Annotated in this window: 17 protein-coding genes and 1 other annotated feature; of the genes, 16 read left to right on the top strand and 1 reads right to left on the bottom strand. The window is 62.8% G+C overall.

The window, feature by feature from the left end; all coding sequences use genetic code 11:
- Positions 1-60: 60 nt before the first annotated feature.
- The 3 genes from H8K20_RS09810 to H8K20_RS09800 all read left to right on the top strand — a co-directional run bounded on the left by H8K20_RS09810 (position 61) and on the right by H8K20_RS09800 (position 2,250).
- Entirely contained in the window at positions 61-441 is a 381-nt protein-coding gene (locus tag H8K20_RS09810) for a RidA family protein (RefSeq protein WP_105205033.1), read from the top strand.
- Positions 442-836: 395 nt separating this feature from the next.
- Entirely contained in the window at positions 837-1,511 is a 675-nt protein-coding gene (locus H8K20_RS09805; RefSeq protein WP_186488308.1) for a hypothetical protein, read from the top strand.
- Between the two features lie 133 nt (positions 1,512-1,644).
- Positions 1,645-2,250, top strand: coding sequence for a hypothetical protein (locus H8K20_RS09800; RefSeq protein WP_186488307.1), 606 nt, complete (start codon positions 1,645-1,647; stop codon positions 2,248-2,250).
- Positions 2,251-2,396: 146 nt separating this feature from the next.
- Here the strand turns inward: H8K20_RS09800 and H8K20_RS09795 are convergent, their stop codons facing one another.
- Positions 2,397-2,936, bottom strand: a complete 540-nt coding sequence (locus H8K20_RS09795) for an NUDIX domain-containing protein (protein ID WP_186488306.1) — start codon at positions 2,934-2,936, stop codon at positions 2,397-2,399.
- A 97-nt stretch (positions 2,937-3,033) separates the two neighbouring features.
- Here H8K20_RS09795 and H8K20_RS09790 point away from each other — a divergent pair, with 97 nt between their 5' ends.
- The 13 genes from H8K20_RS09790 to aspS all read left to right on the top strand — a co-directional run bounded on the left by H8K20_RS09790 (position 3,034) and on the right by aspS (position 17,578).
- Entirely contained in the window at positions 3,034-3,954 is a 921-nt protein-coding gene (locus tag H8K20_RS09790) for a M14 family zinc carboxypeptidase (protein WP_105205029.1), read from the top strand.
- A gap of 155 nt (positions 3,955-4,109) precedes the next feature.
- Positions 4,110-4,460, top strand: a complete 351-nt coding sequence (locus H8K20_RS09785) for a cell division protein ZapA (protein ID WP_105205028.1) — start codon at positions 4,110-4,112, stop codon at positions 4,458-4,460.
- Positions 4,447-6,555 (top strand): peptidase U32 family protein, encoded by a 2,109-nt coding sequence (locus tag H8K20_RS09780; protein WP_186488305.1) that lies wholly within the window; start codon positions 4,447-4,449, stop codon positions 6,553-6,555. Before H8K20_RS09785 ends, H8K20_RS09780 begins: the two co-directional genes overlap by 14 nt.
- Positions 6,556-6,996, top strand: coding sequence for a dUTP diphosphatase (gene dut, locus H8K20_RS09775; protein ID WP_186488304.1), 441 nt, complete (start codon positions 6,556-6,558; stop codon positions 6,994-6,996).
- 5 nt (positions 6,997-7,001) lie between these two features.
- Complete coding sequence (locus tag H8K20_RS09770) at positions 7,002-7,619, top strand: Maf family protein (protein WP_243206437.1); 618 nt, start codon at positions 7,002-7,004, stop codon at positions 7,617-7,619.
- A gap of 208 nt (positions 7,620-7,827) precedes the next feature.
- Positions 7,828-8,835, top strand: coding sequence for a rod shape-determining protein (mreB, locus tag H8K20_RS09765; RefSeq protein WP_105205025.1), 1,008 nt, complete (start codon positions 7,828-7,830; stop codon positions 8,833-8,835).
- 172 nt (positions 8,836-9,007) lie between these two features.
- Positions 9,008-9,835, top strand: a complete 828-nt coding sequence (gene mreC / locus H8K20_RS09760; RefSeq protein WP_186488303.1) for a rod shape-determining protein MreC — start codon at positions 9,008-9,010, stop codon at positions 9,833-9,835.
- A gap of 30 nt (positions 9,836-9,865) precedes the next feature.
- The gene (mreD, locus tag H8K20_RS09755) at positions 9,866-10,384 is read left to right on the top strand and encodes a rod shape-determining protein MreD (protein ID WP_164998204.1); all 519 of its coding nucleotides are present in this window, start codon (positions 9,866-9,868) and stop codon (positions 10,382-10,384) included.
- A gap of 47 nt (positions 10,385-10,431) precedes the next feature.
- Positions 10,432-12,486 (top strand): penicillin-binding transpeptidase domain-containing protein, encoded by a 2,055-nt coding sequence (locus tag H8K20_RS09750; RefSeq protein ID WP_186488302.1) that lies wholly within the window; start codon positions 10,432-10,434, stop codon positions 12,484-12,486.
- Between the two features lie 311 nt (positions 12,487-12,797).
- Positions 12,798-13,535, top strand: a complete 738-nt coding sequence (locus H8K20_RS09745; protein ID WP_154866617.1) for a nucleotide-binding protein — start codon at positions 12,798-12,800, stop codon at positions 13,533-13,535.
- A 16-nt stretch (positions 13,536-13,551) separates the two neighbouring features.
- A complete protein-coding gene (locus H8K20_RS09740; protein WP_154866616.1) occupies positions 13,552-13,971 on the top strand; it encodes a methylglyoxal synthase in 420 nt (139 codons plus the stop codon).
- Positions 13,972-14,014: 43 nt separating this feature from the next.
- Positions 14,015-14,225: a binding site (T-box leader), on the top strand.
- A 274-nt stretch (positions 14,226-14,499) separates the two neighbouring features.
- Entirely contained in the window at positions 14,500-15,765 is a 1,266-nt protein-coding gene (gene hisS, locus H8K20_RS09735; RefSeq protein WP_243206436.1) for a histidine--tRNA ligase, read from the top strand.
- Between the two features lie 28 nt (positions 15,766-15,793).
- Positions 15,794-17,578 carry an aspartate--tRNA ligase gene (gene aspS / locus H8K20_RS09730; protein WP_186488301.1) on the top strand — a complete coding sequence of 595 codons (1,785 nt, stop codon included), beginning with the start codon at positions 15,794-15,796 and terminating at the stop codon, positions 17,576-17,578.
- Positions 17,579-18,191 lie beyond the last annotated feature (613 nt).

The following is an 18,191-nucleotide window of genomic DNA, read 5'->3' as shown; positions in this document are numbered from 1 at the left end:
CGGTGGGCGACCGACATATGTGAAGTAATTGTAAATTTGTGTGATCTGGAGGTAATTATAATGGAGATCAAACCTGTATTCACTGAAAATGCACCCGCCCCTATCGGCCCCTACGTGCAGGCCAAGATGGCCGGGGACACCCTGTACATCTCGGGGCAGCTGGGCATCGATATGAAAAGCGGTGAGCTGGCCGACGGCGTAGAGGCCCAGGCGGAGTGCGCGATGGAGAACCTGGCGGCTATTTTGAAGTGCCAGGACCTCGGTTTTGACAACGTGGTAAAGACCACCATCTTTTTGGCCGACATGGGCGACTTTGCCGCGGTCAACGCGGTGTACGCCAAATATTTTGGGGAGGGGAAATACCCCGCCCGCTCCTGCATTCAGGTGGCGGCGCTGCCGAAGGGCGGCCTGGTAGAGGTCGAGGCGGTGGCGGTGCGCTAGCACCTGCACAAAATTTAGGGGGCGGCACCTTTGCCGCTGCCCCGTGCGCGAGAGCGGGCTTTTGCCGGTGGCGGCGAAGCCTGCTCTTTTTTGCATAGACGGCGGTAGCCGCCACCGGCAACGACCTGTTTTGAGGGGTAGAGCGGTAGAGGAGAGCGCGGTGCCGGCGGCTGCGGGCAGAGCATTCTGGAGGGCTCACGACCGCACCCGCATACGAACATGCGCATACAAGAATACGTGCATACGCGAACACACGAGTGCATGATCACGTGAGCACACGAGCACATGAGCACATGGACGGGCTTTGGCCATACATACCGCAGCGGCAGAAAAAGGAGCGGCCAGACCTTTTTGAGGGTGACGGAGATAGGCCGTTTACCAGAGAGGGGACAGTTATGAAAAAGTGGGCTGTGGCGATCACTTTGATGTTGGCGGCGGCGCTCGCTGGTTGCGGTGAAGAGCGGCCCCGACCCGCAGTGCACAGTGATGTGGACCGCATTGTAGTGGTGGCCGGTGAGACGGCGGAGGTGCCGGGGCTGATAGAGGCCCCAGATGCCCCGGACGGTTGGGAACTGGTGTGGGAGGTGGGGTGTACAGATATCGCCACTGCCGACCAAGACCGCAAAACGGTGACCGGCGTCACAGCCGGAGAGACCAACCTGCTGGTGCTGCTGAAAGACCAGCGGGGAGAGACGCAGGCCCACTGCGACATCAGCGTGGTGGTGGCGGCGAATACGGCCGCGGCTGCGGCTGCAGGGCCTGATGCGCCCCGCCCCCATGACGGTGTGTTTTCTGAGGGGGAGATCGCCTCGATCACCGCTGGGGCGCTGCATTACGGGCAGGCGCTGGGCATGGCGCCGGACCGGTGGATGACGGTAAAAGACGACCGCCACACCGAGCCGCTGCGGCTGGCGGACTACCCGACTGCAGGCGCTGAGGCGGTGGTGGAGCTGCTGCGCGGGGATATTCGCCAGCTGTACGACCAGGGCTACAAAAAATTTTTTGTGATCGCCCAGCGCGACGAGGCTCTATCTGCCGATTGGCTGCTCTACGTGACCTACAGCAAATAAGCGACGGGGCCGGGCAGGCCAGCTGTGCCTGCCGTACCCGCTGCGCCTGCAGTGGATACAGCGGGGGCGGCGGACAGATGATCGGCCCATACCGGGCGGCGATGCCAACGCCACTCAAGAGGAGGGGAGCACAGTGCGTAAACTGACAGCTATTTTATTGGGGGCCGCGATCTTGTTCACGGGCGCGGCACCGGTGCGCGCCGGCGGGACGGCGGTGCACCGCACACCACCGGCAGCAGCGACCGCCTACCTGACCGATAGAGACGGCAACACACAGCGGATAGCCGGCCAGCTGGTGGAGGGGCCGACCGGCGGCGGGCAGGCTGGCGAGCAGACCTACGCCTTTTTGTTAGAGCTGCGCGGCCCCGGTGAAGCGAGCTCGACCCAGAGCTTTGAGGACGACTACGGCGCCTCCCGGGTCTACCTGCACCTGACTTATAAAAATACCGGCTCCTCTTACCTGCTGACGTCGGTATCGGGCTATTATGAGCTGCAGGACAGCGGTGTGGAGGTGACCAGCACCGCCCTGCGCTACGCCTGCGCCGGCACCGATACAGTGCAGACCGGCGCACAGCGGCCCCGCGGCGCCTTTTGCTACGCCACCGCTTTTACCGAGGCGGCGGCCGACCAGGGGTATGTGGGGGCGGCCTGGACGCTCAACTACTATAAAGACCCCGAGCACCACTGGTCGTACACCTGTGAGATGCGCCTTTTAGACACGATGTCGCCCCCGTGGTGACTGTATGAGCGCAGACCATAAAAACAAGCGGGCAGCTCACAGAGAGCTGCCCGCTGTTTTTATGGTGCGCACCGCGCACCGGTAAAGGGCTGTTTTTTATGCCGGCAGAGCGCGCCCCAACCGGTATGCAGGGCGCCGAGACCGGACTATTTTGACCGCTGCAGCTGGGTGTAGAACTTGAGCAGGGCGGCTTGGGTCTTGCCGTCGGGGATGGCGCCGTCGAGCACCTCCTGCACCGCCTGATCGAGCTCGATCTGCTCGATCTCTAAAAACTCATCGGGATCGAGATCCTGGTCGCCAAACTGCAGCTGCTGGGCCAGGTATAGGTGGATGACCTCGTCGCAGTAGCCGGGGGTGGGGTAGAAAAGCCCCAGGTCGGTGAGGCTGCCGGCAGTGACGCCCAGCTCCTCGCGCAGCTCGCGGCGGGCGGCGGGGAGCGGGTCCTCCCCTTTTTCGAGTTTGCCGGCGGGCAGCTCGCGCACCACTTCGCGATAGGGATAGCGGAACTGATTGACCAGATAGACGTACCTGCCGTCGTAGGGGAGGATGCACACGCCGCCGTGATGGTGCACGACTTCGCGCCCGGCGGTGCGGCCGCCGGGCAGCTCGACCCGGTCGTCGCAGACGGTGATGATGCGGCCCTCGAACACGGTATTTTGCTGGATACATTTTTCAAACAGATCCAAAGGGGATGCCTCCTGTCGATATGGCTGACGCCCCGCCGCGGGCCGGGCCGGTATTCTACCGCCGGGACCGGCGCATATACTGTGGCGAGGTGAGAGTATGACCGATGTGTTTTATACAGACTATCCACAGTATACCACAATACTGGCCCGCTGCGCCAGGCTGGGACTGCACGCCGGCCGCCCCAGGGTGTTCTCGTTTGGGCAGAGCGTGCTGGGGCGGGAGCTGTTATGCGTGGGGATCGGCAACCTGGAGGACGCCACGTTGGTGGTGGGCGGAGTACACGCGCTGGAGATGCTGGGAGTGCTGAGCTGTTTTCGCTTTTGCGAGCAAGTGCTGGACGCCGCCGCGGCGGGGGAGGAGCTGTACGACACCGACATGGCCCAGGCGCTTGACCACCGTGGGCTGCTGGTGGTGCCCTGCCTGAACCCCGACGGGCTGGAGCTGGTGGTAAACGGCATTGGCACCGCCGGGCCGTTTGCCCCCTTTGTGTACAGCCACTGCGGCGGCGCGCCGGCGGACATGGGCGACCTGTCGCGCTGGCAGGCCAACGCCCACGGGGTGGACCTGAACCACAACTTTGACGCCGGATTTTTTATTGCCCAGCGGCAGTCGCGCTTTGCCGGAGTACACCGGCCCGGGCCCACCAAATTTGGCGGACCTTACCCCCACAGCGAGCCGGAGACGGCGGCTATTGTGGCGCTGTGCGAGCAGTACCGGCCGCGGCAGGTGGTGGCGCTGCACAGCCAGGGGGAGGAGATCTACTACCAGTACGGGCCCCACACCCCCCAGTACAGCCACCTGGTGGCGCGGATGCTGGCGGCGGTGAGCGGCTACGAGCTGGCGGTACAGGGCGGCACGGCCAGCCACGCGGGGCTGAAGGACTGGTTTATTCTGCACTACGGCAAGCCCGGTTACACGCTGGAGATCGGGCGGGGACAAAACCCGCTGCCCATCAGCGATTTTTACCCGGTATATGAAAAAGTGGGGCCGATGCTGGCGGTGCTGACCATCGCCTGAGCAGAGCGCGGCGTAAATTTGCAGTTTGTTCGCAATTGTGTGGTTTCGCCCCCTGTAAAATATGCTATAATACTATAAGGAACGCGCGGGCCGGCCGGTCTGCGCCTCATGAGCAGGAAAAAAGGTATTTTTACATATACGGGGGGAATTTTAAAATGGCTATGAACCGGGTACGCCTGACTATTTGCCAAAACGAGTACGTCATCGCCAGCAGCGAGGACGAGGGATATGTGCGCTCGCTGGGCGCCAAGCTGGACGAGGCGCTGCGGGGGATGATCGACCAGGACAGCCGCATGACAGTGACCACCGCCGCCATTTTGCAGGCGCTGGACTACATGGACGCCTGCAACAAGGCCCAGGAGAGCGCCGACAACATGCGCGCCCAGATAAAGGATTACCTGGAGGACGCGGCCAAGGCGCGCATCGAGTGCGAGTCGGCCAAGAGAGAGGTGGAGCGGCTGCAGCGGGAGATCGTGGCGCTGAAGACGCGGCTTGAGATCCAGTAGCGTGGCGCTGGAGATACTGGCCCCCGCCGGGGGACCCCAGCAACTGCGGGCGGCGGTGCGCAGCGGCGCCGACGCCGTGTATTTGGGCGCCACCAGCTTTTCGGCCCGCAGCGGCGCACAGAACTTTGCCCCCGACGCGCTGCCGGAGGTGGTGCGCTACTGCCACCAAAATGGGGTGCGGGTGCACCTGGCGCTGAACACACTGCTGCGCCAGGACGAGTTGACGGCGGCCATGGCGGTGGTAGATACCGCCGTGGCGGCGGGGATAGACGCCCTGATCGCACAGGACCTGGGGCTGGCGCAGGCTGTACACCAGCGCCACCCGCAGTTGCCGCTGCACGGCTCGACACAGATGAGCATACACTCCCTGCAGGGGGTACGGATGTTACAGAGCCTGGGATTTACCCGGGCTATTTTGGCGCGCGAACTGACGCTTGCTGAGATCGGCGATATCTGCCGGCAGAGCTCCACCGAGATCGAGGTGTTCGTGCACGGGGCGCTGTGCATGTCGGTCTCGGGGCAGTGCCTGCTCAGTGCGGTGATCGGCGGCCGCTCGGGCAACCGGGGGCGCTGTGCCGGCACCTGCCGGCTGCCTTGGCAGGTGTGTGGGCGCGGCGGCCACGACCGCCACGACCTGAGCTTAAAAGACCTGTGCGCGCTGGACTACCTGCCGCAGCTGGCGGAGATGGGGGTGGCCTCGGTCAAGATCGAGGGGCGGTTAAAGCGGCCGGAATATGTGGCCAGCACCACCTATGCGGCCCACTGCGCCCGCGCTGGAAAGCCCTATGACCGGCAGCGGCTGCAGGACCTGTTTTCGCGCAGCGGCTTTACCGACGGCTTTTTGACCGGTCACACCGGGCAGGAGATGTTTGGCTGGCGCCGGGAGGACGATGCCCGCAACACCGCCCAGGCGCTGCAGCAGGCCATGCAGGAGGTGGTGCGCCCCGACGACATGCGGCCGGCGGCCGGCGGCGACAAACCGCTCTACATGCAGTTTTTGCTGGATGACGAGGCGGCGGTGCTCACCGCCCGCAGCGGCGATAAAGAGGTGTGCTGCCGCAGTGAACGCCCCCAGCTGGCCACCGGGCGGCCCACCGCCGCCGAGGCGGTAAAAAAGGCGCTGGGCAAGACCGGCGGCACGCCGTTTGTGCTGCGGGACTGCCGAGTAGAGGTAGACGAGCTGCACTTTTTGCCGGTCTCGGCCATCAACGGGCTGCGGCGGCAGGCGCTAAAGCTGCTGGGCGCGCTGTGCAGCGAGGACGCACCGGCTACAGCATCGGCAGCAGACCTGCCGCCGTTTGCGGTGCCGGCCATCCGCCGGCCAGTGCCCGCCGAGCAGGGGCTGCGGGCGCGGTTTGAGACCGTGGCCCAGCTCGGCGGCTGCCGGGAGGTGCTGGGGGCACTGGAGCGCATCTACCTGCCGCTGGGGCAGCTCTGGGCGCACGCCGACGAGCTGGCGCCGCTAAAGGACAAGCTGGTGTGCGAGATGCCGCGGATGCTGTTTGGCGGCGAGGCACAGGCACTAGAGCGGGCGCGGGCGCTTTGGGAGCGGGGCTTTACCCGCTTTGAGGCCAACAACTTAGCCCACATCGGGCCGCTTCGCGAGATGGGGGCCACAGTGCTGGGCGGTGCGCCGCTCAACACCTTTAGCGCCCAGACAGCGCTTTGCTACCGGCAGCTGGGAGTGGGCGAGATCACGCTGTCGCCAGAGCTGCGACAGCAGCAGCTGGGCGACTTTCCCCGGGAAATAGTCTGCGGGGCCATCGGCTACGGCTACCTGCCGGTGATGGTGCTGCGGGCCTGCCCGCTGCGGGGCAAAAAGGGCTGCGCCGGCTGTGACCGGCGCGGGGCGCTGACCGACCGCACCGGCAAGCGGTTTGCGGTTTTATGCCAGGGCGGCTACAGCTACCTGCTCAACGCCCTGCCTATCGACATGGGCGACCGCCGGCAGGCGCTGCGCGCCTGCGACTACACAGTACTGTATTTTACCGTTGAGGACCCGGCCGCGTGCCGGCGGGTGATCGACTGCTACAGCGCGGGGCAGCGTAGCGGGGAAGTGTTTACCCGCGGGCTGTACCTGCGGGGGGTATTATAGATGGAACTTATGATAAAATTGCTGCGCCAAGGCGCCAAGGCGCCCACCCGCGCCACCGCCGGCAGCGCCGGCTACGACCTGTACGCCTGCCTTGAAAAACCGCTCTGCATCGCGCCGGGCGAGGCGGTGGGCGTTCCCACCGGGTTTGCTATGGCCCTGCCCGACAGCGGCTGTGTGGGACTGGTATACGCCCGCAGCGGACTGGCCATCAAGCACGGACTGGTGCCGCAAAATTGCGTGGGCGTGATCGACAGCGACTACCGGGGAGAGGTGCTGGTGGCGCTGCGCAACCAGTCGGCCGCGGCCTACACGGTGGCCCCCGGCGAGCGCATCGCCCAGCTGGTGATCGCGCCGGTGCTGCTGCCGGAGATAGCGCTGACCGACTGTCTGCCGGACACCGACCGCGGCGACGGCGGCTTTGGCTCGACGGGGAGGAAGTAGCGGGTATGGTGATCGAAAAAAAGGGCTTTGCGCCCATGTGTGACTTTGCGCCGCTCAATTTGTGCCTGGCCTCGGCGTCGCCGCGGCGGCGGGAGATACTGGGGCTCATCACCCGCGATTTTACCGTGTGTGTGAGCGGGGAGGATGAGGTGCTGCCCCACCAGATGCCGGCCGAGGAGATGGTGCAGTACCTGGCCCGGCAGAAGGCGCAGGCAGTGGCCAAGAGCCGGCCGGGCTGCACCGTGCTGGGCAGCGACACGGTGGTGGGCCTTGACGGCCGCACCTACGGCAAGCCCCGCGACCGGGACCACGCCGCCGAGATGCTGCGCACCTTTTCGGGCACCGACCACCAGGTGCACACCGGGGTGTGCATTTTGCGCGGGCAGCGGGAGATCGTATTTTGCGAGACGGTGCAGATGCACATGCGGCCCATCACCGAAGCTGAGCTGCAGGCCTACCTGGACACCGGATTGTGGGCCGACAAGGCCGGCGCCTACGGCATAAACGGGCCGGCGGCGGCCTTTTTTACCGGCATCGAGGGAGATTTTTACGCCGCTTTTGGCCTGCCGCTGTGCCGGGTGTATCAGGTGCTGACCGAACTGCTGGCCGATGCGGGACACTGAACAAAAAACAGGCTGAATATTTAGAAATTCTTCATAAAAAGTAGTTGAGAAACGCCGCCACAGCGTTTATAATAAGGTATGTGAGTCAATAAATTGGACAGGCGCGTAAAAAGACGCGCTGTTGCGATATGCCGCACCGGCGAGCGCTGCTTTGCGCGGGGGCGGTCTACCTTACTGTGAGCGAGGTATATCTGAAAGGGGATCATATATGTTTTCACGCGATGTAGGCATCGACCTGGGCACCGCCAACACCCTGTGCTTTATGCGGGGCAAAGGCATCATCATGCGCGAGCCCTCGGTGGTAGCCGTAGATAAAAAGACCGACACGGTGCGTTTTGTGGGCCAGGAGGCCAAAGACGTGATCGGCCGTACGCCCGGCTCTATCGTGGCGGTGCGCCCGCTGAAAGACGGCGTGATCGCCGACTTCGACATCACCACCAGTATGCTGCAGATCTTTATCAAGAAGATCTTTGGCGGCAAGATGTTCGCCCGGCCGCAGGTCATCATCTGCATCCCGTCGGGGGTGACTGCCGTTGAGCGGCGGGCGGTGAAAGAGGCGGCGCTGAAAGCCGGCGCCAAGCACGTGTCGGTGATCGAGGAGCCCATGGCGGCGGCTATCGGCGCCGGGCTGCCGGTGGCCGAGGCGGTGGGCAGCATGGTGGTGGACATCGGCGGCGGCACCAGCGAGGTGGCGGTCATCTCGCTGGGCGGCATCGTGGCGGCCAAGTCGGTGCGCGTGGGCGGCGACGAGTTCGACTCGTCCATCATCAACTATGTGAAAAAGACCTACAACCTGCTCATCGGCGAGCGCACGGCGGAGTCGATCAAGATCCAGATCGGCTCGGCGGCGCCGTACGAGGGGGAGGGCTCTATCGAGATAAAGGGCCGCGATCTGGCCGACGGTCTGCCCAAGAACATCTCGCTCTCGGCCAAAGAGGTGCGCGAGGCGCTGCGGCTGCCGCTGCAGGAGGTGGTGGACGCCATCAAGACCACCCTGGAGCGGACCCCGCCGGAGCTGTCGAGCGATATCATCGACCACGGTATCACTCTGACCGGCGGCGGCGCGCTGCTGCGCGGGCTGGACGAGCTCATTTCGGGCGAGACCGGCATGCCGGTCCACATCGCCGAAAATCCGCTGGACTGTGTGGCGGAGGGCACCGGCAAGGTGCTGGAGAACATCAATGTGCTAAAAGAGGTCCTCTCGGACGAGGATTAGACGCCGGGCCCCGGACGGGGCGGGCGGCGGGCCCCTATCGGCGTGAGGGCTGGGGCGCGCGAACAGAGGACACAACTGAGCGGGTAAGCGGCTGCGGCAGGACCACTGCTGCCCATTGCCCGCTCCTTTTTATACCGGCGCGAGGCGCCGGCTGGCTGGGAGCATCTCTGGAATGAAAGACTTTTTTAAGACCACCCGCTTTAAGGTGATCATCTGCATCGTGGCGCTGCTGTTTGGGTTTATGATCCAGGCGGCCTATACCGGCACGCTGTCGTCACTGCCCTCGAAGATCATCGGCACGGTGACGGCGCCTTTTCAGGCGGTGGCCACCACGGTGTCGGGCTGGTTCGGCGGCTTTTTTGACCGGCTGACCCTGGCCGATGAGCTGCTGGACGAAAACCAGGAGCTGAAAAAAGAGATACAGGAGCTGCGGGGCCAGCTGACCGACCTGGACCGCTACAAAGAGGAGAACGCCAACTACGCCCAGCAGCTGCGGATCCAGCAGGCGCACCCCGAATACAAAATGGTGACCGCCAGCGTGATCGGCCGCGACGCCAGTGCCCGTTTTTACGCCTTTACCATCGACAAGGGCACTAGCGACGGCATCAAAAACCAGGACCCGGTGATCACTTCGGACGGGCTGGTGGGGCTGGTGATGGAGGCCGGTCCCAACTACTCGACGGTGATGACGATACTGGACCCCGCCTTTAAGCTGGGGGTATACACCAGCCAGTCGCGGGATACCGGTGTGGTATCGGGCGACACTGCGCTCTCGAAAGAGGGGCAGACCAAGCTCAGGTACCTGTCGCGCACCTCGACGGCGGCCGAGGGAGACATGGTGTTGACCTCGGGCATGGGGGACATCGCTCCCAAAGACCTGCTCATCGGCACCATCAAATCGGTAAAGCCGGAGAAAAACGGCATCACCAAATACGCGGTACTGGAGCCGGTGGTGGATGTTTCGAGCGTGTCGACGGTGATGGTGCTCATCGAGCACTGACCCCGGTGGGACGGAAAGGGCGGATAGCTGTTGCAAAAGATACCGGTTCGAGTGCATTTGCGGTGGGTGTTTTACGCGCTGCTGCTGCTTTTGCTTTATACCATGCAGACCACCCCGGGGCTGTTTGGCATTGCCGGGGTGCGACCGGCCCTGGTGGCGCCGGCCGCGCTGGCCATCGCCATTTATGAAAATGAGCTGGCCGGTGCCATATACGGGGCGGTGGCCGGGCTGATGTGGGACCTGTCGGCGATGCGGCTGTCGGGCTTTAACGGGGTGATCCTCTGCGTGCTGTGTGTGGCCTGCTCGTTTTTCTTTATTTTTTGGGTGCGCAAGACGGTGCTCAACGCCAGCTTGGTCTGCGCGCTGGCGCTGCTGGTACAGTGCGGGCTGGACTACCTGTTCAACTTCTTTTTCTTTTATAAGGACAGCCTGTATATCCTCACCCGGCAGCTTTTGCCGGGGACGCTGTACACCGCGCTGTGCTGCCCGCTGATACTGCTGGCGGTGCTGGGCATCCGCCGCGCCTGCCTGCGCGGTGAAGGGACCTGAACACGCCCGGCCCGACCACTTAAAACATCTGAGAGAAGGAGGGCTCTATGCTCAAAAAATTCTTTTCCAACCGGCTGAGTTACCTGGGGCTCATCCTCCTTTTGGTGGGGGGACTGTTTGGCTCGGTGCTGTTTGACCTGCAGGTGGTGCAGGGGGACAGCTACCGGGAGCAGGCCGACGCCAGCGCGGTGTACACCATGGACGTCTCGGCGGCCCGAGGCGAGATCGTAGACCGCAACGGGGTGGCGCTGGCCACCAACCGGGTGGGCTATAACGTGCAGTTCAACAAGCTGTTTTTGCCCAGCGAGGACTTGAACGAGACCATTTTGAAGCTGTGCGGCATTATGACTGCCAAGGGGCAGACCTGGAACGACACGCTGCCCATCAGCAAGTCGGAGCCGTACGGGTTTTTGACCTCGGCGGAGGAGGCGGCCAACGCCGGCAGCACCGAGAACGTGGACGTGCGCACCGAAAAAGAGCTGGCGGCAGACATTGAGAGCCTTAAAAAGACCAACGACTTAAATGTTTACGCCACCGCCGAAAACGTGATGGACAAGCTCATCGAGAAATACGAGCTGAAGAAATACAGCCGCCAGGATGCGCGGACCATAGCCGGCGTGCGCTACGAGATGGAGCTGCGGGGCTATTTTTCGAACACCCCCTACACCTATGCCAGCGACATCTCTATCGAGGCGGTGACCGCCATCGAGGAGGCCAGCATGCAGATGCCGGGGGTGGGCATCGTGGAGGAGGCCATTCGCGAGTACCCCAACGGCACCCTGCTGCCCCACCTGCTGGGGCACATCGGCTCGATCAGCAAAGAGGAGTACGAGGAGCTGGCCAAAAAAGGCTATAAGCTCAACGATGTGGTGGGCAAAGACGGGGTGGAGAAGGCCTATGAGAGCACCCTGAAAGGCACGGCCGGCCAGGTGCAGGTGGTGAAGGACAAGTCGGGCAATGTGCTGAGCCAGACCGAGACCAAAGCGCCCCAGCCCGGCGGCACGGTACAGCTGACCATCGACGCAAACTTACAGGGAAAGACCCAGGAGATACTGGAGCGCTACATTAAAAATATCGCCGCCACCAAAGGGGTGGGGGTGGGCGCCGACGCCAACGCCGGCGCGGCGGTGGTGCTCAACACCAAGACCGGCGAGGTGCTGGCCATGGCCAACTACCCCACCTACGACATCAACAACTTTTTTAAAGATTATAACGCCTTGTACAAGGACCCGCTCAACCCCATGTTCAACCGGGCGCTGGACGGCACCTACACCCCCGGCTCGGTATTCAAGCCCTGCGTGGGGCTGGCGGCGCTGAGTGCGGGTACGATCAACCCCTCTACCAGCGTGACCTGTAACCATATATATACCTACTTTGACGGGTACAGCCCCGAGTGCTTGGGCACGCACGGACCCATCTCGCTGAAGCGGGCGCTGGCGGTATCCTGTAACATCTACTTTTACGAGGTGGGCCGCCAGGTGGGCATTCAGAAGATATTTGACACCGCCCACCAGCTGGGGCTGGGCGAGGACGGCGAGTCGCTGGGCTTTGAGCTGGGCGGCGGCACCGGATCGAAGATCTCGCACCCGGACAACTACTCGCGCGAGTGGGTGCCCGGCGATATCGTGCAGGCGGCGATCGGTCAGGGCGAGACCATCGTGACCCCGCTGCAGTTGGCCACCTATGCGGCCACCATGTCCAACAACGGCACCCGCTACAAGTCGCACCTGATCAAGGGCGTTTTGGACCACAACACCGGCGCGACCATCTATGAGACCAAGCCCACCGTGGCCGCCCAGGTAGAGGGCATCAGCGACGAGGACTACGCCGCCGTACGTGAGGGTATGGTGGCGGTGTCGCGGGAGGGCTCGGGCCGGCCGGGCTTTCAGAACTACCCCATCGATGTGGCCTCTAAGACCGGTACCCCGCAGGTGCCAAACGGCAGCCCCAACGCGGTGTACATCGCCTACGGACCGGCGGAAAACTCGGAGATCGCGGTGGCGGTGGTCATTGAGCACGGCGGCGACAGCTACTACCTGTCGCCGATGGTGGCCGAGATCATGAACGCCTACTTTTACCCCGACGGGCAGGCTGCCCAGTGACCCAGGCGCATTGAGCGCGCAAAGCCCGCCCCGCCGACACCGGTGGAGCGGGCTTTGTGTTTGGTGGGCGTGCAGCGGCGCTTTTAGGGGCAAGTGGCAGAAATAGCGAAATGTGTGCTTTACTGGCACCATAAATCCGGCTCACTTTATCGATATGGCACATTTGGGGCATCGATTTGTCTATTCTGTGTTTGACGTGGCATAATTTCATGTGTTACAATGTTAATCAGATAGTTGTTTCTCGGCGGCGGGTATGACCTGTGTGCCCGTCACATACAGCCCTGCTGCTTTTTTGAAAGGTCGGTGAAAGTGTGGGCGACATAGCGCTCATCACCTCTGGCAAAGGCGGCGTGGGCAAGACGACGGTGTGCTTTTTTACCGGCGTGGCGCTGGCGGCGCTGGGCCGAAAAGTGCTGGCTATCGAGCTGGACACCGGGCTGCGGGGGCTGGACATTATGGCCGGTATATCGCAGCAGACCGTTTTTCACCTGGGGGACGTGACCGAGGGGCGCATAAGCGCTGACCGCGCCGTGGTGCCCTGCAGTTTTTGCCCCAACTTACACATTTTGCCGGCACCGTTTACCCCCGGCAGCCCGATCGTGCCGCAGAAGCTTTTTGAGCTGTGCCGTGCGGCCAGCCGCTTTTACGACTACACGCTGCTGGACGCCCCGGCCGGGGTGGGGGAGGGCTTTCGAGTGGGGGCCTACGCGGCGGACCGCGCGATCATCGTCACCACGCCGGATATTATTGCCGCCCGGGACGCGGGCGTAGTGGGCCAGCTTTTGGACGACTTCCCCAACATCGCCAGCCGCCGGCTGGTGATCAATCGGGTGGAGCCGCGGGACATTGCCAAGAGCTCGGTGCGGGACCTGGACGAGGTGATCGACCTAGCCGGGGCCCAGCTCCTAGGGGTGGTGCCCATGGACCACACCGTTCACCTGTCGGCCACCACCGGCGCGCCGCTGCCCGCTAAGGGGCTACCGGCACGGGTATTTGCAAACATTGCCGCCCGCCTGGAGGGCGCCTATATTCCTTTGGACGTACAATAGATTGGAGGGTCATATCTTGAATATCGCCATCATTGCCAACGACTCCAAAAAAGAACTGATGGTACAGTTCTGCATCGCGTACTGCGGAATCTTGAGCCGCCACGAACTCTGTTCCACCGGCACTACCGGGCGTTTGGTCGCCGAGGCCACCGGTCTTGCCATTCAAAAGTTTTTATCGGGCGCACAGGGCGGCCAGCAGCAGATATCGGCCCGCATCGCCAACAACGAGATCGACCTGGTGCTGTTTTTCAGAGATTCCATCAGCCCCAATGTGTCGAAGGCGGGAGACAACAACATGCTGCGGCTCTGCGACGTGCACAACATTCCGGTAGCGACCAACATGGCCACCGCCGAGGTGCTGATCCACGGTCTGGACCGCGGCGACTTGGATTGGCGCAACATCGTCAACCCCAAAAATGCCGGCGCAGCACAGTAGCCCGCCCGCGTTTTAAGGCCTGTATCGTGCATATATTGCTGTTAAAATGGCTTTGACAGAGGAGCAGTAACCGCCTGCCCGCCCGTACAGAGAGCGCCCCACCTGGTGCGAGGGGCGCGGGCAGCGGCGGTGAAGGACACCGCTGTAGCCGGTGACTAAAAACCACCCGTGCCCCGCGTTAAGGGAAACTGAGTGGGGGGCCGCAGGCCCCCAACAAGGGTGGCACCGCGGAATGTGAAGACTCCGTCCCTTTTTGTGTGGGGATGGGGTCTTTTTTGTCGGCTGCGGGAATCAGAGATGAGCGGTGACGGCAAGGGACGGTGGCACCAGCGGAGCTTTTATAAGGGCCGTGCCCGCTTTGCACCGCGCAGAGCTTGCCGGGCGGCAGTGGTTTGGCACCGCACAGAGCTAAATACCGGCGGCGTGTTGCGGCCGTGTTTTACATAAGAGATACCGGCGGCTGTGGCCGCGCCGGCAGAATTGCCGCACGCGCACAGCCCCAGAAAATGAGAGAAATGAGGAGCGACCATGGCAAAACTGATCACCACCGCCCCGCGGGGCACCCAGGACGTTTTACCCGAAGAGAGTTACAAGTGGCAGTATATCGAGCAGGCGCTGACGGCGCTGTCGCAGAAATTTGGCTTTCACGAGGTGCGCACCCCGGTGTTTGAGCACACCCAGCTGTTTGACCGCGGGGTGGGGGACACCACCGATATCGTGCAAAAAGAGATGTACACCTTTGAGGATAAGGGCGGCCGCTCGATCACGCTGCGGCCGGAGGGCACTGCCAGCGTGGTGCGCTGCTCGCTGGAGCACGGGCTACTGGGGCGGTCGCTGCCGCTGAAGATGAGCTACCTTATCGACTGCTTTCGCTACGAAAAGCCCCAGGCCGGCCGATACCGCCAGTTCCGCCAGTTTGGCGCGGAGGTATTTGGCTCGCAGCACCCGGCCTGCGACGCTGAGCTGATCGCCTTTGTGAGCCAGATATTCGAGACGCTGGGCGTGGGTGATATCGGGGTGGAGATCAACTCGATCGGCTGCCCCAAGTGCCGGCCGATGTACCACGACAAGCTGCGCGCCTACTTTAACCAGCACATAGACCAGCTGTGCCCCACCTGCCGCGAGCGGTTGGAGAAAAACCCGCTGCGCATTTTGGACTGCAAAAACGACAGCTGCAAAGAGGTGGCCGCCGGGGCGCCCAAGGGCATCGACAACCTGTGCGAGGAGTGCCACGACCACTTTGAGGGGGTAAAGACCCGGCTGGACGCCATGGGGATCAGTTACACGGTGAACCCGCAGATCGTGCGGGGGCTGGACTATTACACCAAGACGGTGTTTGAGTTCGTTTCGCAAAACATCGGCGCACAGGGCACCGTGTGCGGCGGCGGCCGCTATGACGGGCTGGTGCAGACGCTGGGCGGCGCGCCCACCCCGGCCATCGGCTTTGCCATCGGCCTGCAGCGGCTGATGCTGGTGATGGAGCACGCCGGCGCCTTTATGGGCCGAGATACGGTGTGCGACCTGTATATCGCCTCGATCGGCGAGGCAGCTTCGGTGAAGAGCCAGCAGATCGCCATGGACCTGCGGCGGCAGGGCTTTTTCTGCGAGAGCGACGTACAGGGCCGCAGCCTGAAGGCGCAGATGAAATACGCCGACAAGCTGGGCGCCCGCTACACGCTGGTGCTGGGCGACGACGAGATCGCCGCCGGGCGGGGCAAGGTGAAAAATATGGAGACCGGCGAGGAGACCGAGATCGATTTTAGCGCGCTCGGCAGCCTGCTGGGGCAGAGATAACAGCCAGGATAAAGAGGAGAGACGTTTTATGGAGACCATTCACGGATTTGCGCGCACCGACTACTGCGGTGAGGTGACTAGCGCCCAGCTGGGCCAGACAGTGGGCGTGTGCGGTTTTGTGCAGAAGCAGAGAGACCTGGGCAACCTGATCTTTATCGACCTGCGGGACCGCACCGGTATCGTACAGCTGGCCTTTGACGACAGCACCGACCGCACCATTTTTGACAAGGCCTTTACCGCCCGCGCCGAGTACGTGCTGGCGGTGCGCGGCACCGTGCGGGAGCGGGAATCGAAGAACCCCGACCTGAAAAACGGCGATATCGAGCTGTATGTGACCGAGCTGCGGGTACTTTCGAAGGCCAAGACGCCGCCGTTTGAGATCAGCGACAAGGTGCAGGTAAACGACGAGCTGCGGCTGCGCTACCGCTATTTGGACCTGCGGCGCTCGGAGCTGCAGCAGACCATTTTGCTGCGCCACAGGATCGTAAAGGCGGCCAGGGACTACTACGACCGCCACCGCTTTGTGGAGATCGAGACGCCGATACTGATAAAGTCGACCCCTGAAGGGGCCCGCGACTACCTGGTGCCCAGCCGGGTAAATAAGGGCAAATTTTACGCGCTGCCCCAGTCGCCCCAGATGTACAAGCAGCTGCTGATGTTGGCCGGATTTGACCGCTACATGCAGATCGCCAAGTGCTTTCGCGACGAGGATCTGCGGGCTGACCGGCAGCCCGAGTTTACCCAGATAGACCTGGAGATGTCGTTTGTGGAAGAGGACGACGTGATGGCGGTAAACGAGGGCTTTATCAAGTACCTGTTTAAAGAGGTGCTGGATATCGACGTGCCCACCCCGTTTGCACGCCTGCCCTACCGGGAGGCTATGGCCCGCTATGGCAGCGACAAGCCGGACACCCGCTTTGGCATGGAGCTGTGCGACCTGTCGGCAGTACTTAAAGACAGCACCTTCCAGGTGTTTTCGGGGGCGCTGGCCACCGGCACAGTGGTGGGTATCAACGCCAAGGGCCTCTACAGTGAGCTGAGCCGCAAAAAGATCGACAAGCTGGTGGATTTTGTAAAGACCTACCGCGCCAAGGGGCTGGCCTACAGCCGGCTGGCGCCGGACGGGACGGTGGCCTCGAGCTTTGAGAAGTTTTTGACCGAAAAAGAGGTGGCGGACCTGCACGCGGCGCTGGGCGCCGAGCCGGGCGACGTGCTGCTGATCGTGGCCGACGGCGACACAGCCACCGCCCAGACCGCCTTGGGCGCACTGCGCTGTGAGGTGGCCGGCCAGTACGGTCTGATCGACGAGAGCGCCTACAACTTTTTGTGGGTGACCGAGTTCCCGCTGTTTGAGTACAGCGAGGAGGAGGGGCGCTACACCGCCATGCACCACCCGTTCACCGCCCCGTTTTACGAGGATGTGGCGCTGATCGAGCAGGACCCGGGCAGAGCCCGTGCCAGAGCGTACGACATGGTGCTCAACGGCTGCGAGTTGGGCGGCGGCTCGATCCGTATCAGCGACCCGGATATACAGGAGCGGATGTTTGAGGCGCTGGGCTTTACCCCCGAGCAGGCCAAAGAGCGCTTTGGCTTTTTGCTGGAGGCGTTCCAGTACGGGGTACCGCCCCACGGCGGTATGGCCTACGGGCTGGACCGGCTGGTGATGCTGATGCTGCACCGCAGCTCGATCCGCGACGTGATCGCTTTCCCCAAGGTGCAGAACGCCAGCGAGCTGATGAGCGGCTGCCCGGCCCAGGTGGACAAGGCGCAGCTGGACGAGCTGGCGATCGCCACGGTTTTAGACGAGGCGTGAGCGGGCCTTTATGCCGCACCGGCCAATGCCGCTGCTAAAGGCCGGTAAGTGTATCGGCGCAAAGCTCGGTACCACTCCGATAACATAAAGCTACAGAGAGCGGGGTACAGCCAAACTGTACCCCGCTCTTTTATTTTGGGCTGATGCTCGAGAGCCATATGGACTTGGCGGCGGCGCCTTACAGCCGCTGCGGCCGAGGGGCCGAGTGCAGGCGCTGTCCTCCATCATGCCGGCAGCGGCTGATATGACACCTTTTTGTCGCGATATCTGCCGGCCGGCGCGAGCGCGTTTCTCTTACCGGGAACTGACTATGATGGCCGACTTATATATGGACTACAGCTGCTTTGAGCCGGTATAGACCGATTTAACGCAGTTTTATACCGTGTGAAGGAGACTATGAGCGACGGGGCTCCTCACATTTGCAGGCTGGGCTCTGGGATAAACACTGGGTGAGATAGTGGGACAAGCGCTGGGTGCAAACATGGGGCGACATAACAAACAGCACACCGGCACGACAGCGCACCCGTACAACAGCGCAACGGTGTAACGGCGGACCAGCGGGATACAGCGCGGAGCTGCCGCCAATCGCCAATAGAGATACTGGGCCGGTATT

It is taken from the genome of Neobittarella massiliensis (ex Bilen et al. 2018) (assembly GCF_014269355.1).
Lineage (GTDB): Bacteria > Bacillota > Clostridia > Oscillospirales > Ruminococcaceae > Neobittarella > Neobittarella massiliensis.
Note: the sequence above shows the minus strand (reverse complement) of the source record. Positions and strands in the feature narration are given on the sequence as shown.

What these genes read in the sequence shown, in the direction of transcription:
- H8K20_RS09810 (WP_105205033.1), top strand. Translation starts at nt 61, where the DNA reads ATGGAGATCAAACCTGTATTCACTGAAAATGCACCCGCCCCTATCGGC.
- H8K20_RS09805 (WP_186488308.1), top strand. Translation starts at nt 837, where the DNA reads ATGAAAAAGTGGGCTGTGGCGATCACTTTGATGTTGGCGGCGGCGCTC.
- H8K20_RS09790 (WP_105205029.1), top strand. Translation starts at nt 3,034, where the DNA reads ATGACCGATGTGTTTTATACAGACTATCCACAGTATACCACAATACTG.
- H8K20_RS09785 (WP_105205028.1), top strand. Translation starts at nt 4,110, where the DNA reads ATGGCTATGAACCGGGTACGCCTGACTATTTGCCAAAACGAGTACGTC.
- dut (WP_186488304.1), top strand. Translation starts at nt 6,556, where the DNA reads ATGGAACTTATGATAAAATTGCTGCGCCAAGGCGCCAAGGCGCCCACC.
- H8K20_RS09770 (WP_243206437.1), top strand. Translation starts at nt 7,002, where the DNA reads ATGGTGATCGAAAAAAAGGGCTTTGCGCCCATGTGTGACTTTGCGCCG.
- mreB (WP_105205025.1), top strand. Translation starts at nt 7,828, where the DNA reads ATGTTTTCACGCGATGTAGGCATCGACCTGGGCACCGCCAACACCCTG.
- mreC (WP_186488303.1), top strand. Translation starts at nt 9,008, where the DNA reads ATGAAAGACTTTTTTAAGACCACCCGCTTTAAGGTGATCATCTGCATC.
- H8K20_RS09750 (WP_186488302.1), top strand. Translation starts at nt 10,432, where the DNA reads ATGCTCAAAAAATTCTTTTCCAACCGGCTGAGTTACCTGGGGCTCATC.
- hisS (WP_243206436.1), top strand. Translation starts at nt 14,500, where the DNA reads ATGGCAAAACTGATCACCACCGCCCCGCGGGGCACCCAGGACGTTTTA.
- aspS (WP_186488301.1), top strand. Translation starts at nt 15,794, where the DNA reads ATGGAGACCATTCACGGATTTGCGCGCACCGACTACTGCGGTGAGGTG.